Raw genomic sequence first — 21,099 nt, 5'->3', positions numbered from 1 at the left:
GTTTCGAAGCATGGGCACGCGCACCACGTCCCTCGCCCATCCTTCGAGACGCGCGCTGCGCGCGCTCCTCAGGATGAGGTAGTGCTGGCTACAGAGCCACCTTCTCGCCGCGTTGACGCAGGCTTGCGCTCTTGAGCTGACCGCAGGCGGCGGAAATGTCGCGGCCGCGCGGCGTGCGCACCGGGGCGCTGAGGCCGCCATCGTTCACGATCTCGGCGAAGCGATGGATGCGGTTGTTCGAGCTGCACTCGTAGGGCGCACCCGGCCAGGGGTTGAACGGGATAAGGTTCACCTTGGCGTGGATCGGCTTCAGGATGCGGACCAGTTCTCGCGCATCGGCGTCGCTGTCGTTGACGCCTTTCAGCATCGCGTATTCGAAGGTGATGCGCCGGCTGTTGCGCGCGCCGGGATAGTCGGCGCAGGCCTTCAGCAGCTCGGCGATCGGCCACTTCCTGTTGATCGGCACCAGCGTGTCGCGCACCTCGTCGCTGACGGCATGCAGCGACACCGCGAGGTTGACGTCGAGCGCCTCGCCCACCTTCGGGATCATCGGCACGACGCCGGAGGTCGAGAGCGTGATGCGGCGGCGGCTGAGTGCAATGCCCTGGTCGTCCATCACGATCTTCAGCGCCGTGACGACATTGTCGAAATTGTAGAGCGGCTCGCCCATGCCCATCATGACGATGTTGGACAGCATGCGCTGGGCATCGGCGGTCGGCGTGGGCCACTCGCCGTAGCTGTCGCGCGCCACCATGAACTGGCCCACGATCTCGTCGGGCGTCAGGTTGCGCACCAGCGGCTGGGTGCCGGTGTGGCAGAAGGTGCAGGTGAGCGTGCAGCCGACCTGGCTGGAAACGCAGACCGAGCCGCGATCGGTCTCCGGGATGTTGACCGTCTCGGCCTCGTTGCCGTCGGGGAAGCGCAGCAGCCACTTGCGGGTGCCGTCGACCGAACGCTGCTCCGTCACGATCGCGGGCCGCTCGATCACGAACTGGTCGGCGAGACGGTCACGCGCCTTCTTGGCGATGTTGGTCATGCGACCGAAGTCCGTGACTCCATGCCAGTAGATCCACTGCCAGATCTGGGCGGCTCGAAACGGCTCCAGACCGGCCTCCGCGAGCGCCGTCTTCAGACCGTCGCGCGACAGGCCGATCAGGTTCCGGCGCAGGTCGTTGCGGCCGTGCGCGGCGGCGCCGGGCTCCAGAATCTGTAGCGGTTCGGTGGGCAAAACGGTCATTGAAGCGCGTGAGATAGTCGCCGCACTGCCTCTGCGCAACTGCGCCCGGCCAATCTATTGTTTTGATTGCGCTTTTTGCCGCAGCCGCTGCTTGCGCTTGTACATCGGCTCGCCGAAGACCGGCTGGTCGAGTTCCTCCGTCGGCGCGCCCTCGCCGACCGGCCGCGGCGCATGGCGGCCGAGGCTGATCAGCCGGTCGTACATGACCAGGGCGCCGGCGGTGCCGAGATTGACCGAGAACCGGGTCGGGATCTTCACGACGTAGTCGCATACCGCCTGAACCCCCGGGGACAGGCCTTCCCGCTCGGAACCCAGGACGTAGGCCGCCTGGCGCGGATGCCGAAACGTCGGCAGCTCGATCGCATCGTCGGTGATCTCGATGCCGACCAGCCGGCAGCCCAGCGGCAGGCGAAACGAATCCAGATCGGCGAACCGGTAGGTCGGCACCGACCCCGGCGCGTCCGAGGTATCGGCCAGCGCGCCGGCACGAACGTCGTATTGGGCGCGTAGCGTGAAGACGAACGAGGCGCCGAACGCATGGGCGGTCCGGAACAAAGTGCCGACGTTCATCGACTTGCTCGGACCCTCGATACCGATGCCGAAATAGCCTTTCATGGCCCTTCGATTTGTTGCAGTAATGCTCAGCAGGTGTTGCCATCCCCCCGGTAGCGCCCCGCCCGCCGCCAAACAAGGCCCTGATGACCGTTCCCTCGCCGTTGGACAGCGTTCGCGCCCAGTACGAGGCTTTGCCGTACCCGGCGCGCGACCCGCGCGACGAGGCGATCCGCCTGATCACGGGCACGCCGAGCCACATCCTCGAGATCAACCACTACCTGTTTTCCGGCCGGCTGAATTTCATCCGCCCTTTCCGCGCCCTGGTCGCCGGCGGCGGCACGGGCGACGCCTGCATCATGCTGGCGCAGCAGCTCGTCGACCGGCGCTGCCCCGGCGAGGTCGTCTATCTCGACCTCTCGACGGCCTCCCGCCAGATCTGCGAGGCCCGGGCCAAGGCGCGCGGCCTGCGCAACATCCAGTTCCTGACCGGCTCGCTGCTCGACCTGCCGACGATGAACATCGGCCAGTTCGACTACATCGACTGCACCGGCGTGCTGCACCACCTGACCGATCCGGCGGCCGGCATGCAGGCGCTGGCCAGCGTGCTGCACAACGAGGGCGGCATGGGCATCATGCTCTACGGCGAATACGGCCGCAGCGGGGTCTATCCCTTGCAGGAGATGCTGCAGACGCTGGCGCCGTTGTCGATGGCGATCGAGGACCGGCTGGCGATGGCCAAGCGCCTGATCCGCTTCCTGCCGACGACCAACCTGTTCCGCCGCAACCCCTATCTCAACGATCACGTGACGGGCGGCGATGCGGGCCTCTACGACCTGCTGCTGCACAGTTGCGACCGTGCCTTCACGGTACCGCAGATCGGCAAGATGGCCGCGTCCTCCGGCCTGCGCGTCGTGGCCTTTCTCGAGCCCGTGCGCTACGAGCCCTCGACCTACATGAGCGATCCGGTGATCTCGCGCCAGATGAGCTCGCTGCCGCTGCTGGAGCGCGCGGCCTTCGCCGAACGTCTCGCCGGCAATCTGCGCACCCACGTCTTCTATGCCACGCGCGCCGGCTTCGACACGGTGGCGCGGCCCGAGGACACCTCCGCCATTCCGGTATTGCGCGAGATGGATGCGCAGAAGTTCGCCGCCGGCCTGCAGCCCGGCGCGCCGCTGGTCGCCAATCTCGACGGCTTTCCGTGGCGCGCCCAGCTTCCGGCACTCGCGCCGCGCATCATCTCGCAGATCGACGGCCGCCGGACGGTCGCCGAGATCTACACCTCGCTCGGCAGCCAGGGCGGCCTGCCGCAGTGGGAGGATTTCTACGCGCAGTTCGAAGACCTCTACGTCAAGCTGAACGGCGTCAATCACCTGCTGCTGCGCTTCCGCACCTGAGACAAAGCCTCCGAGATCCGCAATGAGCGGTCACGTCCTGGCCATCGCGCTCGGCAACTCCCTCCTCTGGTCGATCTATCTGCTGCTGACCCGCCACGTCGTGAGCGGAGCGCAGCTCGACGCCTGGGCCTACACGCTGGTGCAGCTCCTGAGCGCCGGCCTGGTCCTGCTATGGGTCGGCCGGCGCACGCCGGGAAGCTGGGCCGACCTGCTGCTGCCCTGGACGGTCTGCTACGCCTTCATGCGCGTCATCATCAACGGCTGCACCGCCGCCGCCATCGTGTGGCTCGCCGTCACGCAAAGCACCCTCATCTCGACCGTGAGCGTGCTGATCGGCGCAGGGAGTGGATGGGCCTTGTCGCGCCAGTCGCCTGCCCGGCGTGACTGGCCGGGGCTTGCCCTACTGGCTCTCGGCATCGTGGCGTTCGTCGCTGGCCTGGGTTCGGAGACGGCGTGGCGCGGCGTCGCCTGGCTGCTCGCCTCGGAGGCCGTGGCGGTCGCGGCGTCGTGGATGATCGCCTATCACCCGCGCAACCGGGCGAACGATGCGGCGGCGCGCAGCCGTTTCACCGGCGAGATCCTGGTCGCCGCGTCGCTGGCGCTGATCGTGGTCTGGACGGTGGCCGGCCTCGCGGGGGCGATGGCGTCGCCCTGGGCCGGCGGCGGCGACGCATTCGGCCGTATCGAGCTCTGGCTCTATGCCATCCTGGCCGGCCTGCTGTTCCGCGCGCCGGGCACCTGGCTCGGCTTCTGGACCATCAACCATTCGGGCGTGCAGACCTACCTGATCGCCCTCACCGCAATGCCGTTCTTCGCCATCGCGCTCGAAGCCATCCTCGCGCACGCCGGCTGGCTGACACCCGCAAGGCTGACCACAGCGGAGTGGCTGGCCGCCGGCGTGATCCTCGCCGGCGCGATCTGGCTGATCGTCGTTCGCGTGAAGACGCCTACGCCTTCTTGAGCGCGTCCGGGTTGAGGACGTTGATCGGTGCGCCGTCGAGCCAGGCCTCGATGTCCTTGATCGTGCCTTCGTAGAAGTGCCGGTAGCTCTCCTCCACGACGTAGCCCAGGTGGGGAATGAGCGTAACGTTGTCGAGCTTGGTGAAGGGATGGTCGGCCGACATCGGCTCCTTGTCGTAGACGTCGAGGCCGGCGTGCAGGATCGTGCGGTTCTTGAGCGCCGCAATCAGAGCCGCCTCATCGACGATCGGACCGCGCGAGGTGTTCACCAGGATCGCGGTCTTCTTCATCTTCGCGAGGTCCGCCGCGCCGATCAGGCCACGCGTGCGGTCCGACAGAGCCAGATGGATGGACACGAAGTCCGAGGTGGCGAGCAGCTCGTCCTTGCTGACGTATGTAGCGCCGCCCTCCGCCGCCTTCTCTGGCGTGAGGTTCTGGCTCCACGCCACGACATCCATGCCGAAGGCCTTGCCGTAGCGCGCGGCGCGGCTGCCCAGCTTGCCGAGGCCGAGAATGCCCAGGCGCTTGCCCTCGAGCACCACCATCTGCTCGATGCCGTCGTGCCACTTGCCCTGCCGCGCCAGCCGCTCGGCCTTGGCGAGATCGCGGGCGCACATCATCAGCAGCGCCCAGCCAAGCTCCGCGGTCGGCGCGTTCGAGCCGCCGCCGGGCGTCGTGGAGACCGGAATGCCGCGCTCGGCCGCGGCCTTGTCGTCGAGGCTGGCGGCGCGCGCGCCGGTCAGCACCATGAACTTGAGGTTCGGCAGCTTCTCGATCAGGGCGCGCGGGAACGCCGTCCGCTCGCGCAGCAGGCCCAGCATATCGAAGGGCGCCAGCTTCCGCGCCGCATCCTCGGCCGACGCGAAGGGCTCGTGGAAGACCGTGATCTCGACGCCGCGCTTCCTGAGGCGGTCCCAGTCGGCCATGCGCATGGCGACCTTCTGGTAATCGTCGAGCAGGGCGAGCTTCATCGTTTGCGGCATGGCGTTTCCTGGGAGAGAATGTTTTCAAAGGCATTATAGCCGCGGGAGGCGGTCGTGAGCATCACCGTTACGCCAGCTCATCCTGATTTCGCCGCCGAGATTGCCGGCGTCGACGTGTCACGACCGCTGAATCCTGCCGACCGGCAGGCCATCGAGGACGCGATCGACCGCTATGCCGTCGTGGTCTTTCGCGGCCAGACACTCGACGACGAGAAGCAGGTGGCCTTTGCCCGCAACTTCGGCCCGATCGCTTCCTCGGCCCTGAAACTCCGGCATCGCGACATCAAGCACCGGATCGAATCGAGCGACGTCGCCGACATCTCCAACCTCGACGGCGACGGCAACGTGCTGAAGCCCGATGCGCGGCGGCGTCTCGACGGCCTGGCCAACCGGCTCTGGCATACCGACGCCTCTTTCCGCGCCGTGCCCGGCGCCCTCTCCATGCTCTACGCCCACGTCATTCCCGAGGAAGGCGGCGACACCGAGTTCGCCGACCTGCGCGCGGCCTACGACGCGTTGCCCGAGGCGAAGAAGAACGAACTGGAGGGGCTGGTCGCCGAACATTCGATCTGGCGCTCGCGCGAACAGCTCGGCGTCGTGCAGTACACCGACGAGGAACGCGCCTCGCTGCCGCCGGTACCTCAGCGGCTCGTGCGCACCCATCCAGGCTCGCACCGCAAGACGCTCTATCTCGCCGCGCACGCCTCGCACATCCTGGGCATGCCGGTGGCCGACGGACGCCTGATCATCCTCGACCTGATCGAGCACGCGACGCAGCCGCGCTTCGTCCATGCCCATCGCTGGGCGAAGGGCGATCTGGTGATCTGGGACAATCGCTGCACCATGCATCGCGCGCGGCCGTTCGACACGACCAAGGTACGCGACCTGCGCCGCGTCACCACGCGCGACGTCGCCTCGACGCTCGAACAGGCCGCCTGAGCGACCGAAGCCTGCGTCAGACCGCCAGATTGTCGATAAGGCGCGTGCGGCCGAGGCGCGCGGCGGCGATCACGCGCGCCGGGCCCGTGACATGCTCCAGCGGCTTCAGGCTGTCGGCATCGACGACGGTGAAATACTCGACGATGTCGAAGCCGCCGTCGCGCAGCGCCTGCGACGCCACCGCCGTCGCCTCAGAGCAGGACTTCGTGCCGTCGCGCACCGTGTCGGCGACCTTCACGAGCTGCCTGTACATGACCAGCGCCTTCGTCCGCTCCTCGGTGCTGAGGTAGCGATTGCGTGACGACATCGCGAGCCCGTCCTGCTCGCGCACCGTTGGCATGCCCACGATCTCGAACGGCATCGCGAGGTCGCGCACCATGCGCTTGATGACCTGGAGTTGCTGGTAATCCTTCTCGCCGAAATAGGCGCGGTCCGGCAGCGCCATCAGCAGCAGCTTGCTCACCACCGTGGCAACGCCCTGGAAGTGGCCGGGCCGCAGCGGACCGCACAGACCGTCGGTGATGCCGGCGACCGTCACCGTCGTGAGCTGTTCGCCCGGATACATCTCGTCCTTGGTCGGGGCGAAGACGATGCGGCAGCCCGCTTCGCGCAGCTTCGTGAAGTCGCCTTCCTCGTCGCGCGGATAGGCGGAGAAATCCTCCTTCGGTCCGAACTGCGTCGGATTGACGAAGATGCTGGTCACCGGCACGTCGCCGCGCTCGAGCGCGCCCTTCACGAGGCTCACATGGCCCTCGTGCAACGCGCCCATCGTCGGCACGAGACCGATCGTGCGGCCCGCCTTGCGGAAGCCGGCGACGGCGCGGCGCAGGTCTGCCACCGTGCGGACGACGAGGAGGCCCGTGCTTTCGATCGGATCGCTTGAAGTCTTCACTTGATACACCGCACTTCGACGCCCCTATCCCGTTCAAACTAGCGGGAATCTGAGGCCGATCAACGTAAAGGGGGCGCGACGCAGCAGCCGGTCAGCCTTGCCGAAGCCGCGCCGTCGCTCGCTTCCAGATGACGTCGTCGAGACGCGTCATCTCCTCTATCCGATCGAAAGTGCGATTCGTTGCGCCGAGCGATTTCAGCTCGTCGAGGCGCGACGCGTAGCTCCCGGCGTTGGTGTTCAGCTTGAGGTCGCGAAGCGGCGAGAACCGCGCGTGCAGCGTGCCCCGCCATCCGATCCCGCGCCGGCCGCACACTTCGACGATGTCCTTCTCCAGCAAGACCAGCTCGTCGATCGAATAGAGACCGTCCAGCCTGTCCAGATTGTGCCCTGCCCTGGCCAGGAGTTCGGCTTCGGAAATCGTCAGCCCCGCCTTCAAGCGCCGCCGCGCGTCGTAGGATCCCTCGGCGAAGTAGTAGCTGTAGAAATTGTCGAGGACGGAATCGAGATGCCGGCGCAGCTCGGGGGAACCGCCGTCGCAGAAGAATGCGTCTGGCGACAACATGATCGCGGCATGCAGCCCACGCCTCTCCGGCGTCGCCAAAGCGACGGGATCGAGCTTCGAGGCTTCCGCGCGCAGGAAGAAGTAGAAGGAGACCAGTCTTTCCCGCGGCTGCCGCAGGATGCTGAAGGTGAAGCACTCGCCCTCGATCCGGTCGAGGCTGGTCCAGTCGATGTGTCCCGCGAACAGGCGGTACGAACGCAGGCGCTCCGGCGGCAATGCCCTGAACTGCTCGTTGTTGACCGCCGGACAGACATGGCGGGACAGAAAGAACCGGCTCAGGAAGCGACGGACGCTCGTTCCCGCCGTCTTGGGAATATGCAGGAATTTAACCTTCATCCGGCGCTCTCTAGGATCCGAGGGCTCGCCGGCAACCTAGTCCAGTCGGCGCGGATGCCGAAGCAGTTCGAGCCGCCGAAAGGACTGGTAGAAATTGGAGCGGGCGAAGGGATTCGAACCCTCGACCCCGACCTTGGCAAGGTCGTGCTCTACCCCTGAGCTACGCCCGCGCTCCGATCCGGCTGGGTAGGTCGCCGGAAGGCGGCTCTGATAGGGCTTTTCCGGCGCCTTGGCAAGGGGCTGTCGCGACCCTCATCCGCGCGCCAGGAGACGCTGCAGATACTTGCCGTATTCGCTCTCGCGGATCGGCTGGATCAGCTTCTCGAAGGCGCCGTCGTCGATGTAGCCCTTGCGCCAGGCGATTTCCTCGGGGCTGCCGATCTGCAGGCCCTGGCGCTCCTCGACCGTCTCCACGAACTGGGCGGCCCGCAGCAGGCTCGACGGCGTGCCGGTATCGAGCCAGGCATAGCCGCGACCCAGCCGCTCGACGGTTAGCCGGCCTTCCTTCAGGTAATGGGCGTTGATGTCGCTGATCTCGAGTTCGCCGCGCGCCGAGCGCGGGACCTGGGTGGCGACGTCGCAGACGTCGGAATCGTAGAAGTAGAGTCCGGTCACGGCCCAGTTCGACTTGGGCTGCTTGGGCTTCTCGACGATGCTGACCGGCCGTTGCGCGGCATCGAACTCCACCACGCCATAAGCGGTAGGATCGGCCACCCAGTAGGCATAGACCCACGCGCCCTTGCCCTCGGCGCCGCGTCCCGCCACCTCGGGCAGCGAATCGCCGTAAAAAAGGTTGTCGCCCAGGATCAGGCCGACCCGCGAATTGCCGATGAATTTGCGACCGATGATGAAGGCCTCGGCGATGCCGCCGGGCTTGAGCTGCGGCTCGTAGGAGACGTTGATGCCCCACTGGCTGCCGTCGCCGAACAGGCGGCGATAGGCTTCGACGTCGCCCGGATTGACGATCAGCAGGATGTCCCGGCAGCCCGCGAGCATCATCGTGGTCAGCGGGTAGTAGACCATCGGCTTGTTATAGACAGGCAGGAGCTGCTTGTTGGCTGCCCGCGTCATGGGGTAGAGCCGCGTGCCGCTGCCGCCCGAGAGAACGATACCCTTCATTCCAGCCATCTAGCGCACCCCCATGCTCAGCCCGCAACAACTCTTGAGCCGACTCGACGAGCTCGGCATCGCCCACCGCACCGTCGAGCACCCGCCCGTCTTCACGGTCGAGGAAGCCAAGGCCCTGCGCGGCAACCTGCCCGGCCATCACATCAAGAACCTCTTTTTGCGCAACAAGAAGGAGGAGATGTGGCTGATCGTGGCACTGGAGGATCGGGCCATCGACCTCAAGCGCCTCGGAGAACGGCTGGGAGCCGGGCGATTCTCGTTCGGCAGCCCGGAGCGGCTGAAGCGCCATCTCGGCGTCGAGCCGGGCTCCGTGACGCCACTGTCGGCGATCAACGATGCCGACCACAAGGTTCGCGTGGTGCTTGATCGCGGCCTGACCGAGGGCGGGCCGATCAACGCCCATCCGCTGGTGAACACCATGACGACGGCGTTGAGCCTCGCCGATCTGCTGCGCTTCTTCGCGGCGACCGGTCACACCCCGGAGTGGCTCGACTTCCCGGTCTGACGTTATATTATAACAGCATGCTTCCCCGTCGCCGTCTCCCGCTTCTCTTCCTGGCGCTGGGCCTGTTGCCCGGCCTGCCCGCCGCCGCCCAGACACCGATCAGGGCCGTCGCGACCTTCTCGATCCTGGGCGACCTGGTGGCCGAGGTGGCGGGCGACAAGGTCGTCCTCTCCGTCCTCGTCGGCGCCGATATGGACGCCCATGCCTACCAGCCCCGCCCCAGCGACGCCCGCATGCTGGCAGACGCCCAGCTCCTCGTGAGCAACGGGCTTGGCTTCGAGGGCTGGATCGACCGTCTCGCCAAGGCCGCGCCCTTCAAGGGACGCGCGGTCGTGGCCTCGACCGGTGTCGCCACCCTGGCCGCCGGATCGGGCCATGGGCACGGGCATTCACATGCCCACGGACCGGATCCGCACTGCTGGCAGGACGTCCAGCGCGTGCGCACCTATGTCGCCAACATCGCCAAGGGTCTCGTCGATGCCGATCCGGCGAACGCCGCGCACTACAAGGAGCGTGCGGCGCAGGCCGACCGCCGCCTCGTCGAGCTCGATGCCTGGGTGAAGGCGGAGATCGCCAAGGTACCGGCCGACAAGCGCCGGGCGATCACCGGCCACGATTCGTTTCGCTATTTCTCCGCCGCCTATGGCGTGAAGTTCCAGTCCCCGCGCGGCTACAACACCAGCAGCGAACCCTCGGCCCGCGATGTCGCGCTGCTGATCCGCGAGGCGCGCGAGCAACGCATCAAGGCGCTGTTCGTCGAGAACATGACCAATCCCGGCCTGGTCGATCAGATCGCCCGCGAATCGGGGGCCGTCGTCGGCCCGCGCCTCTACACCGACGCGCTGTCAGGCCCTAATGGACCCGCGCCGACCTACGAGAAGATGATGCGGCACAACGTGACGGCCCTCGTCGCGGGCATGCTCAAGAACTGATCAGACCGCCCCATCAGACCGCGACGAACGGCAGGCCAGCGACGCGACGAGTCGCCTGCAGCGTGTTGTACATCAGGCAGGCCACGGTCATCGGGCCGACGCCGCCCGGCACCGGCGTGACATATCCCGCCACCTTCTGCGCTTCGGCAAAGGCAACGTCGCCCACCAGCCGGCTCTTGCCTTCCGGCGTCGGAATCCGGTTGATGCCGACATCGACCACCGCCGCGCCGGGCTTGATCCAGCCGCCCTTCACGAACTCGGTCTTGCCGATCGCGACCACGAGAATGTCGGCCTGACGGCAGACCGCGGGCAGGTCGCGGGTGCGCGAATGGGTGATCGTCACCGTGCAATCGGCGCGCAGCAGAAGCTGGGCCACCGGACGACCCACCAGATTGGAGCGGCCGACGATCACGGCATTGAGGCCTGACAACGAACCCAGCGCGTCCTGCAGCAGCATCGACACGCCGAGCGGCGTGCACGGCACCGGAAAATCGAGCGGGGCGCCCGGCGCGATCGATCCCAGGCGGCCGACATTCACCGGATGGAAGCCGTCGACATCCTTGGCCGGATCGATGGCGATCAGCACCTTCGCCGTGTCGATATGCCGGGGCAGCGGAAGCTGGACCAGGATGCCGTTGACCGTGGGGTCGGCGTTGAGCTGCGCGACCACCGCCAGCAGCTCCGCCTCGGTCGTGTTCTCCGGCAGCTGATGATCGAAGCTCGCCATGCCGAGTTCGACCGCAAGCTTTCCCTTGCTGCGGACATAGACCTGGCTGGCCGGATCGGCGCCGACCAGCACGGTGGCGAGGCCGGGCTTCGGCCCGCCCTTGGCGATCAGGTCGGCCACGCCAGCACCCACGCGCTGGCGCAGGCCGCCCGCGAAGGCTTTTCCATCGATCAGTTTTGCGTCAGCCATTCTTGTCCATCCATTCGGCAATCCGTCCGACGAGCGCATCCGGCTCGCCCGCGACGCTGAGCGTCTTCTCTCGCGCCGTCCCGCCGCGCACGATTTCTATGGTCGATTTCGGGACGCGCCAAGCGGCCGCCAGCAGGGCGACGACGGCGGCATTGGCCTTGCCATCCTCGGGCGCTGCCGTCACTGCGGCCTTGAGCGCGCCGTCGGCGGTCCGCTCGAGCACGGATCGCCGCGCCCGCGGCTGCACGCGAAGCTGGATGGTCACGCCGCCGGAGAGGCGACGCAGGAAAACGGGATCGGTCGGCAGGCTGCTCAGCGGAACGTCAGCGAACCAGGGCCGGCCAGACATACTCCCACAGCAGGCTGCGGATGAAGAACAGGCCGAGCAGCAGGATGACGGGCGAGATATCGACGCCGCCGAGATTGGGAAGGATGCGCCGGATCGGACGCAGGACGGGTTCCGTCAGCTTGAACAGCAGATCGACCACGACCCGGATGAACTGGTTGCGCACGTTCACCACGCCGAACGCCACCAGCCAGCTCATGATCGCGCTCGCGATCACGATCCATGTGTAGATGTCGATGATCTTGTCGATCAGCACCGCCAACGACAGCATCTGGCCTCCACGCCTCGAGGCCGGCCAACCGCCGGCCGCGGCACCCTACTCGGCAGCGATTGCCGATCACAAGCCCATTTCAGGCGCGCGTCAGGACGAGTTCGACGCTGCCGAGGCGGACGGAGCGCACGGCGCTGATGTCGCGCGGACCGTGCTCGGGCAACAGCCGGGCGCCGTCGATGAAGGTACCGCCGGGGCTGCCCAGGTCTTCCAGGCCCAGCCTGCGGCCGGAGACCAGAAGGCGGGCATGCGGCTGGCCGACTGACGGATCGGGCACGCTGAGATCGGTCGAGGCGCCCGCCGGCGCGCCCGTCAGCGTGTAGCTGCCCGACGTCCCGTCGATCCCCAGCGAGACCGTGCCGCCATTGGCGAGTGCGCCGGCAAGGCGCCAGCCGCGCGCGTCGGGCAGCGCCATCGAAGGCCCGCCCAAGGCCACCGGCCCGGTGGCCGGTGCGGGCCGATGAGGGGCCGTGAAACCGCCGCCGCTCGCGCCGGCCGGCTCGTCGCGCGGCCAGCGCATGAAGGCGAAGACCCAGAGAAGGATCAGCGGCACGATCGTGCCGATACCGGTCAGCGTCACCAGGATGGCGCCCAGTCCGGTCCAGCCGGGCAGGCCGGCCTTCTCGACGATGCGCCAGGCCATCCAGGCCGCGAGTATGGTGCCGATCAGCGCGAAGGCGCCGGTCAGACCGAACAGGCCCGTGAGGGCCGCGATTTCCACCCCGAACATCTATCGCCTCGGCGCGGCTTCGCCCGCGGGCCACGTGCTGAAGGCCAGCATGCCCATGACGATGAAGGAACCGATGACCGGCACCAGATGGAACAGCGACAGGGCGCCCGAGAAACCGGCGCGCGTGCAGATCCGCCAGGTCGGGATGATCAGGACGAGCGACAGGAACAGGTGCACGACCAGCAGGACGAACACCGTGAAGGAGCCCAGCGCCAGGAGCCAGCTCACCGGATCCATGACGTCAGACCAGGGCTACGACTTCGATCTCGACCATGACGTCGCGCGGCAGGCGCGCGACTTCCACGGTCGAGCGGGCCGGCGTGGCGCTGCCGAAATATTCCGGCAGGCCATAGACCTCGTTCATGGCGCCGAAACTGTCCATGCTCTTCAGGAACACCGTCGTCTTCACGGCCTGTCCGAGGTCGCTGCCGGCCGCCTTCAGCACCGCCCGCAGGTTCTTCAGCACCTGGTGCGTCTGCTCGGCGATGCCACCCTCGACGATGTTGCCGGTCGCCGGATCGAGCGGGATCTGACCGGCACAGAAGACCAGCCCGTTGGCCACGACCGCCTGCGAATAGGGGCCGAGGGCCTTGGGGGCGGCGTCCGTCTGAACGATTTTCTTGGCGCTGGCCATTGGCTCACCTCATCAAAAGCAGGGGCCGGACGCTATCACAGGCCGGTTTGCTTGACAGGGGGCCCGGCAACCATTATCCGCGCGGTTCTCCAAGGGTCGGAGGGGGCTGTAGCTCAGCTGGGAGAGCGCCTCGTTCGCAATGAGGAGGTCAGGGGTTCGATCCCCCTCAGCTCCACCAACCACCCCGATCCTTTTTCGATGGCCGGCTTCATTTACTAGCCTGCCACGGCGCATCCCGGCACAATTGCACTCGATGCGCAGACGCAAACGCCCCACGCCTGCCGAGCTCGGCCTCACCGCCACCGAAGGCCGCATCCTCACCTCGCTGCGCACGCCGCAGCGCGTGCAGGAATACGTGTCTGCCCTCCCCGCCAATTTCGAGCAGGGCGGCGACAGCCTGCGGTCCGTGCGCGGCGTGCTGCGCCATCGCGAGGCCCATTGCCTGGAGGCGGCTTTCGTCGCGGCCTGCGCACTGTGGCTGCAGGGGGAGCCGCCGCTGGTCATGGACCTGACGGCCACGCGCGAGGATTCCGATCACGTCGTCACCCTGTTCCGCCGCGACGGCTGCTGGGGCGCGATCTCCAAGAGCAACCATGCCTGGCTGCGCTGGCGCGACCCGGTCTATCGCAGCCTGCGCGAGCTCGCGATGTCGTACTTCCACGAGTACTTCAACAAGGGCCGCAAGACGCTGCGCACCTATTCGGCCTCGATCGACCTGCGCCGCTTCGCGACCGACGAATGGATCACCAGCGAAGAAAATTGCTGGGACGTCGGCGCGGCGCTCGACGATGCCCGCCACTACCGCCTGATCAAGCCGGCACAGATGCGCTGGCTGATGCCGCCCGACGCCACCGTGCTGCGGGCCGACGACATCGTTCAATACGAAAGCCGCGATCGCAAGACGGCTCGCAAATACTGATCATCTAGGGAGCGCGACATGAGACGAGTCTTCTCGACCCTGCTGCTGATCCTGCTCGGCGCCGCCACACCGGCCGCCGCCCAGATCCCTCCCGAATGGCAGGCCGCCGCGCAGGCCGTGATCGGCGAGCTCGAGCGCGACACGCCGCAGGCGGCCAAGCCCTGGACCGGCGCGGAGCTGACGCAAGGCTGGAACCTCGCGCGCGCCTGGCGACGGCACAACAACGGCAACATAGAGATCATCCTTGCCGAGTATCTGATGTTCGTGGCGCTGTGCCGGGTCGGCTGCGCCGGCAGCACGGTCGAGGGCCAGGGCTATGTCGGCGCGGCCGGGGAGGTGAAGGCGCTGATCGCCCAGAACGGCGGCTCCTACGCGCTGGCGGCGAACGCCAACACGTGGCTGGCCGGCATTGCCGACGCGACCGGCGCGGCGAAGAAGAACGTGGCCCTCTGGCAGAAGGATCCCGACATCGCGTCGGCCGACTTCGCGACCGGCAACATCTACGCATTGAGCTGGCTGCTGGCCCGCAAGAGGCCGACACCCGACGCACAGGCCGACGCCTTCGCCCGCTTCGCGATCTTCGTGCAGGGCAAGGCGTGGATCGGCACACGCTGCATCGACATCACGAAGGTGGCGACGGTGCTCGGCGCGGCGCCGCGGATCGATACCTGTCAGTAGAAGAATTTAGCAAACACCGTCGTCTCGACCGAAGCGCCGAAGGCGCGAAGTGGAGAGACCTTCGCTCCACCAAAAGCCGACAAGTCGCAGAGAGAAGATCTCTCCACTCCGCCTCGCTGCGCGAGGCTCCGGTCCAGATGACGGGGTGGTGCAAACGAAAAAAGGGGGCCGTGAGGCCCCCTTTCCGATTGCGGCTGCGATCGCGCGTTACTCGGCGGCGATCTGTTCCTTCACGAACTTCTTGGCATCGAAATCCTCGGCGACCTTGAGGTCGTTGCCGATCAGCTTCTCGATGTCGATCTCGGCGTAGCCGAGCACGCCCATTTCGCCCAGCGCCTTCTGCACCTTCGGCCCGAACAGGCCGATCTCCTTGAGGATCGGCACGATGCGGGTGAACAGGCGGGTGCGGAACTGCTGCATGGCGCCCGAGTGATAGGCGTGCTCCAGCATTTCCTTCACCGGCAGACCGGACCGCATCCAGACTTCGCCCTGGTTGAAGCGGTCGCGCATGAAGTAGAGCGCCTCGACGACGAACTCCTCGCGCTCGGCGCGCTCGGCATCGGAGAGGTGCGGATAATATTCGCGCAGCGCCATGCGGCCGAACGTGACGTGACGCGCCTCGTCCTGCATGACGTAGGCGTTCACGGCGCCGGCCAGGTTGTTCTTGGCGGTGTCGCGGATGCGCTGGAAGGCGGCGAGCGCCAGGCCCTCGATCAGCACCTGCATGCCGAGATAGGTCATGTCCCAACGGCGGTCGGTCAGCGTCTGCTCGAGCAGGTTCTTCAGCGATTCCGTGATTGGATAGGCCGCCTTGAACTTCTCGTGGATCAGTCGCTTGTAGCTCTCGACGTGACGTGCCTCGTCCATCACCTGGGTGGCGGCATAGAACTTGGCGTTCATGTCCGGCACGGTGTTCACGATCTTGGCGGTGGCGATCAGCGCGCCCTGCTCGCCGTGCATGAACTGGCAGATGGAATGGCACTGCAGGTTGAAGCGCAGCCAGTCCTTCTCCTTGTCGGTCATCTTGTCCCAGAAGGGAGAGCCGTAGATCGGGATCGTTTCGTCGGCCATGCCCATCGGGTTGCCTTCGAACAGCTCCTGGGACCAGTCGATACGGGTGCTGGTGTCCCACTGCTGCTGCTTGCCCTTTTCGTACAGGTTCAGCAGGTCGGCGGACCCGTCCTCGTACTCCCAGTTGAACGCAATCTCGGTGGCACCGTCGAACTTCCAGTTCGTGATTTCGACCGGCAGCTGATAAATTTTTTGCGTCGTCATCGGCTCTTGCCTCCTGGCCCTGAACCTTGTCCCATCCCTATGGAGCGTCGGAACAATGACGCTCCGCTCATTTTTCTCGGCGGACGCTAGCACAGTCTGCTAGGAGAGTCCGCCCGGAAAACGGGCATCTGAAGATGAGTTTTTGATGTCCTATAATCAGCTGCGCATTGCCAAGATCATCCAGGAAACGCCGGACGCGCGCTCCTTCGTCCTGGAGGTCCCACCCGAACTCGCTGAAAAGTACCGGTATCGCGCGGGCCAGTTCCTGACCTTCCGCGTCCCGCACGCCGACGGGACATTCAACCGTTGCTACTCGCTGTCCAGCGCCCCCGAGACCGACGGTCTGCCGAAGGTCACGATCAAGCGGGTCGCCGGCGGTAAGGGCTCCAACTGGTTCCACGACGCGCTGAAGGAAGGCGGCATGCTCGACGTGCTGCCGCCGGCCGGCCGCTTCGTGCTGGGCGAGGGCGACGCGCCCCTGCTCCTGTTCGGTGGCGGCAGCGGCATCACGCCGATGATGGCGCTGATCAAGAGCGCCCTGAAGGGCACGCGGCGCATCCGGCTGCTCTATGCCAACCGCGACAGGTCTTCCGTGATCTTCGATGCCGAGTTCGAGGCCCTGGCGAAGGCCCATCCCGGCCGGCTGGAGGTGATCCATCACCTCGATTCGACGCAGGGCATCCTGAAGCCCGAGGAGATCGTCGCGGCGATGAAGGGTTTCGAGGCGGGCGACGTCTATCTCTGCGGCCCCGGCCCCTTCATGAGCCTGGTCGAGCAGACGCTGTTCGCGCACGGCATGCCGCACGAGAAGGTGCGGATCGAACGCTTCGAGGCCTCGGGCAACGACGCGGTTCCGGTCGAGCCGAGCGAAGAGGGCGACGTGATCCCGGGCGAGATCACCATCCATTTCGAGGGCAAGGCGCACAAGGTTGCCTACGCAAAGGGCCAGACCATTCTCGAAGCCGCTCGCGCCGGCGGGCTCAACCCGCTCTCTTCCTGCGAGGAGGGGTTCTGCGCCTCGTGCGCGGCCAAGACCATCAAGGGCAAGGTCGTGCTGGCCAAGAACGACATCTACACGCCCGACGATCTCGCCAATAACTGGATCCTGACCTGCCAGGGCCATTGTTTCGGGGCCGAGGTCGAGATCACCTACGACGTGGTGTAGCGATTAGCGTCCGCCCCCTCGCGCAGGCGACCATCCTGACGGTGGTCGCCGGCATCGCCGACGCCGTGGGTTACGTCACCATGAACGGCGTGTTTGCGGCAAACATGACCGGCAACACGGTGCTGGCCGGCATCGACCTGGCGAAGGGCAACCATCTCGGCGCCTGGAACCACCTGACGCCGCTGGTCGCCTTCTTTCCCGGCGCCATGCTCGCGCGCGTGCTGGTGCGACTGCTCAAGGGGCCGGCTGCGGTCCTGCTGCTCGAAGCCGTCCTCATCGCGGTGGTGGGCTTCCTCCCGGTCAGCGAAGAGAATGCGGTGATGATCGTGGCCTTCGCCATGGGGCTGCAGGCCTCGGCGATCACCAGCTTCGCCGGCCATTCGGTGAGCACGGTGGTGGTGACCAGCACCTTGGCGCGCACCGCCGACGCGGCCGTCGACCGGCTCTGGCCGGGGTCGCCGACACCGCCGCCGTCCGCCGTGAACACATGGCTGCTGGCGCTCACCTGGACCGGCTACCTGATCGGGGCCGTGATCGGCGGCGCGCTGCTGCCGGTGCTGGCCTATCCGCTGCTCGTCCCGGCCGCTTTGCTCGTCCTGTTGCTGCTTCTGCTCTGACCCGGCGCTACTCCGCCGCGATCGACTTCTCGACGAACATCTTCCGGTCGAAGTCGTCGGCGACCTTGCCGTCGTTGGCGAGGACTTCGGCGACATCGATCTTGGCGTAGTCCATCACGCCCATCTCGGCGAACGCCTTCTGAACGCGCGGACCCCACAGGCCGATATCCTTCACCGTCGGCACCACGCGGCTGAACAGCCGGCCGCGGAAGGAATTCATCTGCTTGGAATTGTAGTGGATGTCGTCGAGCACCTTGGCCGGCAGGCCGAGCCGCTCCCAGACCTCGGACTGGTTGAAGCGGTCGCGCATGAAATAGAGCGCCTCGACCACGAACTCCTCGCGCTCGTCGCGCTCGGCATCGGAGAGGTGCGGATAGTATTCGCGCAGCGCCAGGCGGCCGAACGAAACGTGCCGCGCCTCGTCCTGCATCACATAGGCGTTCACGGCGCCCGCCAGCGTGTTGCCCGCCTTGTCGCGGATCGACTGGAAGGCAGCGAGCGCCAGACCCTCGATCAGCACCTGCATGCCGAGATAGGTCATGTCCCAGCGGCGGTCGGTCAGCGTCTGCTCGAGCAGCGTCTGCAGCGCCTTGTTGATCGGATAGGCGACCTTGAACTTCTCGTGCAGCAGCCGCTTGTAGGCTTCGACGTGGCGCGCCTCGTCCATCACCTGGGTGGCGGCATAGAACTTGGCGTTCATGTCGGGGACGGTGCCGACGATCTTGGCACTGGCGATCAGCGCGCCCTGCTCGCCGTGCATGAACTGCGAGATCGAGTTGGCCTGGAGATGGAGCCTGAGCCAGCTTCGCTCCTTCTCGTTCATCCTGTTCCAGTAATCCGTGCCGTAGATCGAGATCGCCTCGTCCTTCAGCTCCATCGGATTGTCGGGATTGAGTTCGAGCGACCAGTCGAGGCGCGTGCTGGCGTCCCACTGCTGTTGCTTGCCCTTCTCGTAGAGCTCGAGCAGCGACGACGAGCCGTCGTCGTATTCCCAGTTGAACTGGAGGTCGGTCGCGCCGTCGAACGTCCACTGCGTCACGTCGACGGGCAGGGCGTAAATCCGCTGCGTGGTCATGGCATCACCCTCCCGGGCAAGTCGTCACATATTGCTTGCGGAAAAGATGACGCTCCGTTCACGAATTGGCAAGCCCCTACGGCTGAAGGCGGTACCCACCCCGGTCGGTCACCAGGATCGCGGCGCTGGCGGGATCCTTCTCGATCTTCTGGCGCAGCCGATAGATGTGGGTTTCCAGCGTGTGGGTCGTGACGCCGGCATTGTAGCCCCAGACCTCGTTCAGCAGCACGTCGCGCGCGATCGGCCGGTCGCCGGCGCGGAACAGGTATTTCAGGATCGAGGCTTCCTTGTCGGTCAGCCGGACCTTCTTGTTGCCGCCCTTCTCCATCAGCATCTTGGCCGCGGGATGGAATTCATAGGGACCGATCGTCATCACCGCATCCTCGCTACGCTCGTGCTGGCGCAGATGGGCCCGCAGGCGGGCGAGCAGGACGTTGATGCGGAATGGCTTCGTGACGTAGTCGTTTGCACCGGATTCAAGGCCGAGAATCGTGTCTGCGTCGCTGTCGGCCGCGGTCAGCATGATGACCGGCGCCCGCACGCCCTGGCGGCGCATCAGTTTGCACAGTTCGCGCCCGTCCATGTCGGGCAGGCCGATGTCCAGGAGGATCGCGTCATAATGCGCGATCTTGGCCTTCTCGAGACCCTCCGCCGCCGTCCCGACCTGGATCGTCGTGAAGCCGTCGTAGAGATCGAGCTGCTCCGCAAGCACGCCACGCAACGCCTGATCGTCATCGACCAACAGGATTTTCTTGCCACGATTGTTCACGGACATGCGTTCTTTACCTGTCAGCCATCTCGAAATTCACTCTATCCGGTACGATCAGGGCACAAAAGCGGTTCACTTCGGCGAATTCCCATGGCGTGATAGCTAGAGACATGAGTTCCAGCCCGATCCATTCTCGCACAGCGTCTGCAGTTGCCGCCGTAGAGCGCGCCCTCGCCGAACTCCGCCGCGGCGGTATCGTCGTGCTGCGCGACGAGCACGGGGCCGGTTGCCTGGTGATAGCCGCCGAATCCTGCGGTCCGCGCGCCCTCCAGCGCCTGCAGGGTCTCGCCCAGAGCGCCCCCGTCCTGGTCACCACCCGCCGGCGCGCCGAGGCGATCGGCATGGAAATTCCGCCGCATATCGCGGGCGGCATGGGCGAGACCAACAAGCCCATCACGATCGACCTGCCGGAGGGCGTGCCCGTCGACGTCATCCTGCGGCCGCACGAAAGCGACAGTACCGGCCGCCACGTGGCTTTGCGCCACCTGTCGCGGCCCGTGGCCAGCCATGCGCCGGGCCTTGCCCAGGCCGCGATCGAACTCGCCAAGCTCGCCCGCCTTCTGCCCGCCGTGGTTCTGGGACCGCTCACCCGTGATCCCGGCAACAAGCGGCGGGACTGGGCGCGCGAACAGGATCTCGTCTACGTCGATGCGGCCGACGTCGCGGGCTACGAGGAGACGGCGTCGCGCACCCTGCAGCAGGTGGCGCAGGCGCACGTCCCGCTGGAGGGCGCGGAAAATGCCCGCATCCTTGCCTGGCGCCCCAGCGACGGCGGCAAGGAACATCTCGCCATCGTCGTCGGCGACATCGACCCGACCGAACCGGTGCTGATCCGCCTGCACTCGGAATGCTTCACCGGCGACCTGCTGGGCTCGCTGCGCTGCGACTGCGGCGTGCAACTGCGCAGCGCCATCGCCGAGATCGCCAAGCAGGGATCGGGCGTGCTGCTCTATCTCGCCCAGGAAGGGCGCGGCATCGGCCTCGTGAACAAGCTGCGCGCCTATGAATTGCAGGACGACGGCTTCGACACGATCGACGCCAACGAACAACTCGGCTTCGACGCCGACGAACGCATCTACGCACCCGCTGCCACCATGCTGTCGCGCATGGGCATCCAGCGCGTGCGGCTGATGACCAACAACCCGGAGAAGATCGCGCAGCTCGAGCGCTATGGCATCGAGGTTGCGGCCCGGGTCCAGCATTCCTTCCCGTCCAACGGGCACAACGAGAATTACCTGCGTACCAAGGCAGAACGAGCAGGCCACCTGCTCTAATAACGAC

The 21,099-nt window shown here is 66.4% G+C and carries 25 protein-coding genes and 2 tRNA genes; 11 read left to right on the top strand and 16 right to left on the bottom strand.

All coding sequences use genetic code 11. From position 1 onward, the window contains the following. Positions 1-88 precede the first annotated feature (88 nt). Both rlmN and KQ910_RS07235 read right to left on the bottom strand, forming a co-directional pair. On the bottom strand, positions 89-1,237 hold the full coding sequence (gene rlmN / locus KQ910_RS07240) for a dual-specificity RNA methyltransferase RlmN (protein WP_216957798.1): 1,149 nt from the start codon (positions 1,235-1,237) through the stop codon (positions 89-91). Between the two features lie 54 nt (positions 1,238-1,291). After that, on the bottom strand, positions 1,292-1,852 hold the full coding sequence (locus tag KQ910_RS07235) for an RNA methyltransferase (RefSeq protein WP_216957796.1): 561 nt from the start codon (positions 1,850-1,852) through the stop codon (positions 1,292-1,294). 83 nt (positions 1,853-1,935) lie between these two features. On the opposite strand from KQ910_RS07235, the gene KQ910_RS07230 reads away from it, so the two are divergent. Together KQ910_RS07230 and KQ910_RS07225 are read left to right on the top strand one after the other, a co-directional pair. Continuing rightward, positions 1,936-3,186 (top strand): class I SAM-dependent methyltransferase, encoded by a 1,251-nt coding sequence (locus tag KQ910_RS07230; protein ID WP_216957794.1) that lies wholly within the window; start codon positions 1,936-1,938, stop codon positions 3,184-3,186. Positions 3,187-3,208: 22 nt separating this feature from the next. Further along, positions 3,209-4,147 (top strand): EamA family transporter, encoded by a 939-nt coding sequence (locus tag KQ910_RS07225; protein WP_216957792.1) that lies wholly within the window; start codon positions 3,209-3,211, stop codon positions 4,145-4,147. On the opposite strand, the gene KQ910_RS07220 is transcribed toward KQ910_RS07225, so the two are convergent. Next, complete coding sequence (locus KQ910_RS07220; RefSeq protein WP_216957790.1) at positions 4,134-5,129, bottom strand: D-2-hydroxyacid dehydrogenase family protein; 996 nt, start codon at positions 5,127-5,129, stop codon at positions 4,134-4,136. The genes KQ910_RS07225 and KQ910_RS07220 overlap by 14 nt on opposite strands. Positions 5,130-5,183: 54 nt before the next feature. Here KQ910_RS07220 and KQ910_RS07215 point away from each other — a divergent pair, with 54 nt between their 5' ends. Beyond that, on the top strand, positions 5,184-6,068 hold the full coding sequence (locus KQ910_RS07215; RefSeq protein WP_216957788.1) for a TauD/TfdA dioxygenase family protein: 885 nt from the start codon (positions 5,184-5,186) through the stop codon (positions 6,066-6,068). Positions 6,069-6,084: 16 nt separating this feature from the next. Here the strand turns inward: KQ910_RS07215 and panC are convergent, their stop codons facing one another. The 4 genes from panC to rfbA all read right to left on the bottom strand — a co-directional run bounded on the left by panC (position 6,085) and on the right by rfbA (position 8,977). Next, on the bottom strand, positions 6,085-6,960 hold the full coding sequence (gene panC / locus KQ910_RS07210; protein WP_369408294.1) for a pantoate--beta-alanine ligase: 876 nt from the start codon (positions 6,958-6,960) through the stop codon (positions 6,085-6,087). A gap of 91 nt (positions 6,961-7,051) precedes the next feature. Further along, complete coding sequence (locus KQ910_RS07205) at positions 7,052-7,858, bottom strand: sulfotransferase family 2 domain-containing protein (protein WP_216957785.1); 807 nt, start codon at positions 7,856-7,858, stop codon at positions 7,052-7,054. Between the two features lie 95 nt (positions 7,859-7,953). Then, positions 7,954-8,028: transfer RNA gene (locus KQ910_RS07200), tRNA-Gly, on the bottom strand. 82 nt (positions 8,029-8,110) lie between these two features. Further along, on the bottom strand, positions 8,111-8,977 hold the full coding sequence (gene rfbA, locus KQ910_RS07195; protein ID WP_216957784.1) for a glucose-1-phosphate thymidylyltransferase RfbA: 867 nt from the start codon (positions 8,975-8,977) through the stop codon (positions 8,111-8,113). A gap of 43 nt (positions 8,978-9,020) precedes the next feature. On the opposite strand from rfbA, the gene KQ910_RS07190 reads away from it, so the two are divergent. Both KQ910_RS07190 and KQ910_RS07185 read left to right on the top strand, forming a co-directional pair. Next, complete coding sequence (locus tag KQ910_RS07190) at positions 9,021-9,491, top strand: prolyl-tRNA synthetase associated domain-containing protein (RefSeq protein ID WP_369408293.1); 471 nt, start codon at positions 9,021-9,023, stop codon at positions 9,489-9,491. Positions 9,492-9,508: 17 nt separating this feature from the next. After that, positions 9,509-10,423 (top strand): metal ABC transporter solute-binding protein, Zn/Mn family, encoded by a 915-nt coding sequence (locus tag KQ910_RS07185; protein ID WP_216957781.1) that lies wholly within the window; start codon positions 9,509-9,511, stop codon positions 10,421-10,423. Between the two features lie 13 nt (positions 10,424-10,436). Here KQ910_RS07185 and folD read toward each other — a convergent pair whose 3' ends face one another. The 6 genes from folD to KQ910_RS07155 all read right to left on the bottom strand — a co-directional run bounded on the left by folD (position 10,437) and on the right by KQ910_RS07155 (position 13,320). Continuing rightward, positions 10,437-11,339 (bottom strand): bifunctional methylenetetrahydrofolate dehydrogenase/methenyltetrahydrofolate cyclohydrolase FolD, encoded by a 903-nt coding sequence (folD, locus tag KQ910_RS07180; RefSeq protein ID WP_216957780.1) that lies wholly within the window; start codon positions 11,337-11,339, stop codon positions 10,437-10,439. Then, entirely contained in the window at positions 11,332-11,688 is a 357-nt protein-coding gene (locus KQ910_RS07175) for a DUF167 domain-containing protein (RefSeq protein WP_216957779.1), read from the bottom strand. Before KQ910_RS07175 ends, folD begins: the two co-directional genes overlap by 8 nt. Further along, the gene (locus KQ910_RS07170; RefSeq protein WP_068195442.1) at positions 11,663-11,956 is read right to left on the bottom strand and encodes a YggT family protein; all 294 of its coding nucleotides are present in this window, start codon (positions 11,954-11,956) and stop codon (positions 11,663-11,665) included. The genes KQ910_RS07175 and KQ910_RS07170 overlap by 26 nt, the downstream gene beginning before the upstream one ends. 79 nt (positions 11,957-12,035) lie before the next feature. Beyond that, positions 12,036-12,686, bottom strand: a complete 651-nt coding sequence (locus KQ910_RS07165) for an FHA domain-containing protein (protein ID WP_216957778.1) — start codon at positions 12,684-12,686, stop codon at positions 12,036-12,038. Further along, entirely contained in the window at positions 12,687-12,914 is a 228-nt protein-coding gene (locus KQ910_RS07160) for a hypothetical protein (RefSeq protein WP_156717329.1), read from the bottom strand. Positions 12,915-12,927: 13 nt separating this feature from the next. Beyond that, a complete protein-coding gene (locus KQ910_RS07155; RefSeq protein WP_216957777.1) occupies positions 12,928-13,320 on the bottom strand; it encodes a RidA family protein in 393 nt (130 codons plus the stop codon). A 102-nt stretch (positions 13,321-13,422) separates the two neighbouring features. Here KQ910_RS07155 and KQ910_RS07150 point away from each other — a divergent pair. From KQ910_RS07150 to KQ910_RS07140, 3 genes are all read left to right on the top strand, one after another. After that, positions 13,423-13,498 (top strand) — tRNA-Ala (locus tag KQ910_RS07150). 75 nt (positions 13,499-13,573) lie between these two features. After that, a complete protein-coding gene (locus KQ910_RS07145) occupies positions 13,574-14,239 on the top strand; it encodes a hypothetical protein (protein WP_216957776.1) in 666 nt (221 codons plus the stop codon). Positions 14,240-14,257: 18 nt separating this feature from the next. Further along, positions 14,258-14,917 carry a hypothetical protein gene (locus KQ910_RS07140; RefSeq protein WP_216957774.1) on the top strand — a complete coding sequence of 220 codons (660 nt, stop codon included), beginning with the start codon at positions 14,258-14,260 and terminating at the stop codon, positions 14,915-14,917. A 207-nt stretch (positions 14,918-15,124) separates the two neighbouring features. On the opposite strand, the gene KQ910_RS07135 is transcribed toward KQ910_RS07140, so the two are convergent. Next, a complete protein-coding gene (locus KQ910_RS07135; RefSeq protein ID WP_216957772.1) occupies positions 15,125-16,192 on the bottom strand; it encodes a ferritin-like domain-containing protein in 1,068 nt (355 codons plus the stop codon). Positions 16,193-16,337: 145 nt separating this feature from the next. Here KQ910_RS07135 and KQ910_RS07130 point away from each other — a divergent pair, with 145 nt between their 5' ends. Next, positions 16,338-17,357: a ferredoxin--NADP reductase gene (locus KQ910_RS07130; RefSeq protein WP_216957770.1), complete on the top strand. Its 1,020-nt coding sequence runs from the start codon at positions 16,338-16,340 to the stop codon at positions 17,355-17,357. Then, complete coding sequence (locus KQ910_RS07125) at positions 17,315-17,974, top strand: YoaK family protein (protein ID WP_255560185.1); 660 nt, start codon at positions 17,315-17,317, stop codon at positions 17,972-17,974. Before KQ910_RS07130 ends, KQ910_RS07125 begins: the two co-directional genes overlap by 43 nt. Positions 17,975-17,981: 7 nt before the next feature. On the opposite strand, the gene KQ910_RS07120 is transcribed toward KQ910_RS07125, so the two are convergent. Next, positions 17,982-19,049 (bottom strand): ferritin-like domain-containing protein, encoded by a 1,068-nt coding sequence (locus tag KQ910_RS07120; RefSeq protein ID WP_216957767.1) that lies wholly within the window; start codon positions 19,047-19,049, stop codon positions 17,982-17,984. Between the two features lie 76 nt (positions 19,050-19,125). Next, a complete protein-coding gene (locus KQ910_RS07115; protein ID WP_216957765.1) occupies positions 19,126-19,824 on the bottom strand; it encodes a response regulator transcription factor in 699 nt (232 codons plus the stop codon). A gap of 104 nt (positions 19,825-19,928) precedes the next feature. Here KQ910_RS07115 and ribA point away from each other — a divergent pair, with 104 nt between their 5' ends. Further along, complete coding sequence (gene ribA, locus KQ910_RS07110; protein ID WP_216957763.1) at positions 19,929-21,092, top strand: GTP cyclohydrolase II; 1,164 nt, start codon at positions 19,929-19,931, stop codon at positions 21,090-21,092. Positions 21,093-21,099 lie beyond the last annotated feature (7 nt).

Origin of the sequence: Reyranella humidisoli (assembly GCF_019039055.1) — a bacterium.
In the GTDB taxonomy this organism is placed as follows: Bacteria; Pseudomonadota; Alphaproteobacteria; order Reyranellales; family Reyranellaceae; genus Reyranella; species Reyranella humidisoli.
This window is presented reverse-complemented; position numbering and strand designations above follow the sequence as displayed.

Excerpts from the sequence above, each read along its gene's own strand:
- KQ910_RS07235 (WP_216957796.1), bottom strand. The coding sequence starts at position 1,852 with ATGAAAGGCTATTTCGGCATCGGTATCGAGGGTCCGAGCAAGTCGATG.
- KQ910_RS07135 (WP_216957772.1), bottom strand. The coding sequence starts at position 16,192 with ATGACGACGCAAAAAATTTATCAGCTGCCGGTCGAAATCACGAACTGG.
- KQ910_RS07205 (WP_216957785.1), bottom strand. The coding sequence starts at position 7,858 with ATGAAGGTTAAATTCCTGCATATTCCCAAGACGGCGGGAACGAGCGTC.
- KQ910_RS07170 (WP_068195442.1), bottom strand. The coding sequence starts at position 11,956 with ATGCTGTCGTTGGCGGTGCTGATCGACAAGATCATCGACATCTACACA.
- KQ910_RS07220 (WP_216957790.1), bottom strand. The coding sequence starts at position 5,129 with ATGCCGCAAACGATGAAGCTCGCCCTGCTCGACGATTACCAGAAGGTC.
- KQ910_RS07120 (WP_216957767.1), bottom strand. The coding sequence starts at position 19,049 with ATGACCACGCAGCGGATTTACGCCCTGCCCGTCGACGTGACGCAGTGG.
- KQ910_RS07140 (WP_216957774.1), top strand. The coding sequence starts at position 14,258 with ATGAGACGAGTCTTCTCGACCCTGCTGCTGATCCTGCTCGGCGCCGCC.
- KQ910_RS07130 (WP_216957770.1), top strand. The coding sequence starts at position 16,338 with ATGTCCTATAATCAGCTGCGCATTGCCAAGATCATCCAGGAAACGCCG.
- rlmN (WP_216957798.1), bottom strand. The coding sequence starts at position 1,237 with ATGACCGTTTTGCCCACCGAACCGCTACAGATTCTGGAGCCCGGCGCC.
- KQ910_RS07225 (WP_216957792.1), top strand. The coding sequence starts at position 3,209 with ATGAGCGGTCACGTCCTGGCCATCGCGCTCGGCAACTCCCTCCTCTGG.
- folD (WP_216957780.1), bottom strand. The coding sequence starts at position 11,339 with ATGGCTGACGCAAAACTGATCGATGGAAAAGCCTTCGCGGGCGGCCTG.
- KQ910_RS07185 (WP_216957781.1), top strand. The coding sequence starts at position 9,509 with ATGCTTCCCCGTCGCCGTCTCCCGCTTCTCTTCCTGGCGCTGGGCCTG.
- KQ910_RS07145 (WP_216957776.1), top strand. The coding sequence starts at position 13,574 with ATGCGCAGACGCAAACGCCCCACGCCTGCCGAGCTCGGCCTCACCGCC.
- KQ910_RS07165 (WP_216957778.1), bottom strand. The coding sequence starts at position 12,686 with ATGTTCGGGGTGGAAATCGCGGCCCTCACGGGCCTGTTCGGTCTGACC.
- ribA (WP_216957763.1), top strand. The coding sequence starts at position 19,929 with ATGAGTTCCAGCCCGATCCATTCTCGCACAGCGTCTGCAGTTGCCGCC.
- KQ910_RS07175 (WP_216957779.1), bottom strand. The coding sequence starts at position 11,688 with ATGTCTGGCCGGCCCTGGTTCGCTGACGTTCCGCTGAGCAGCCTGCCG.
- KQ910_RS07230 (WP_216957794.1), top strand. The coding sequence starts at position 1,936 with ATGACCGTTCCCTCGCCGTTGGACAGCGTTCGCGCCCAGTACGAGGCT.
- KQ910_RS07115 (WP_216957765.1), bottom strand. The coding sequence starts at position 19,824 with ATGTCCGTGAACAATCGTGGCAAGAAAATCCTGTTGGTCGATGACGAT.
- rfbA (WP_216957784.1), bottom strand. The coding sequence starts at position 8,977 with ATGAAGGGTATCGTTCTCTCGGGCGGCAGCGGCACGCGGCTCTACCCC.
- KQ910_RS07155 (WP_216957777.1), bottom strand. The coding sequence starts at position 13,320 with ATGGCCAGCGCCAAGAAAATCGTTCAGACGGACGCCGCCCCCAAGGCC.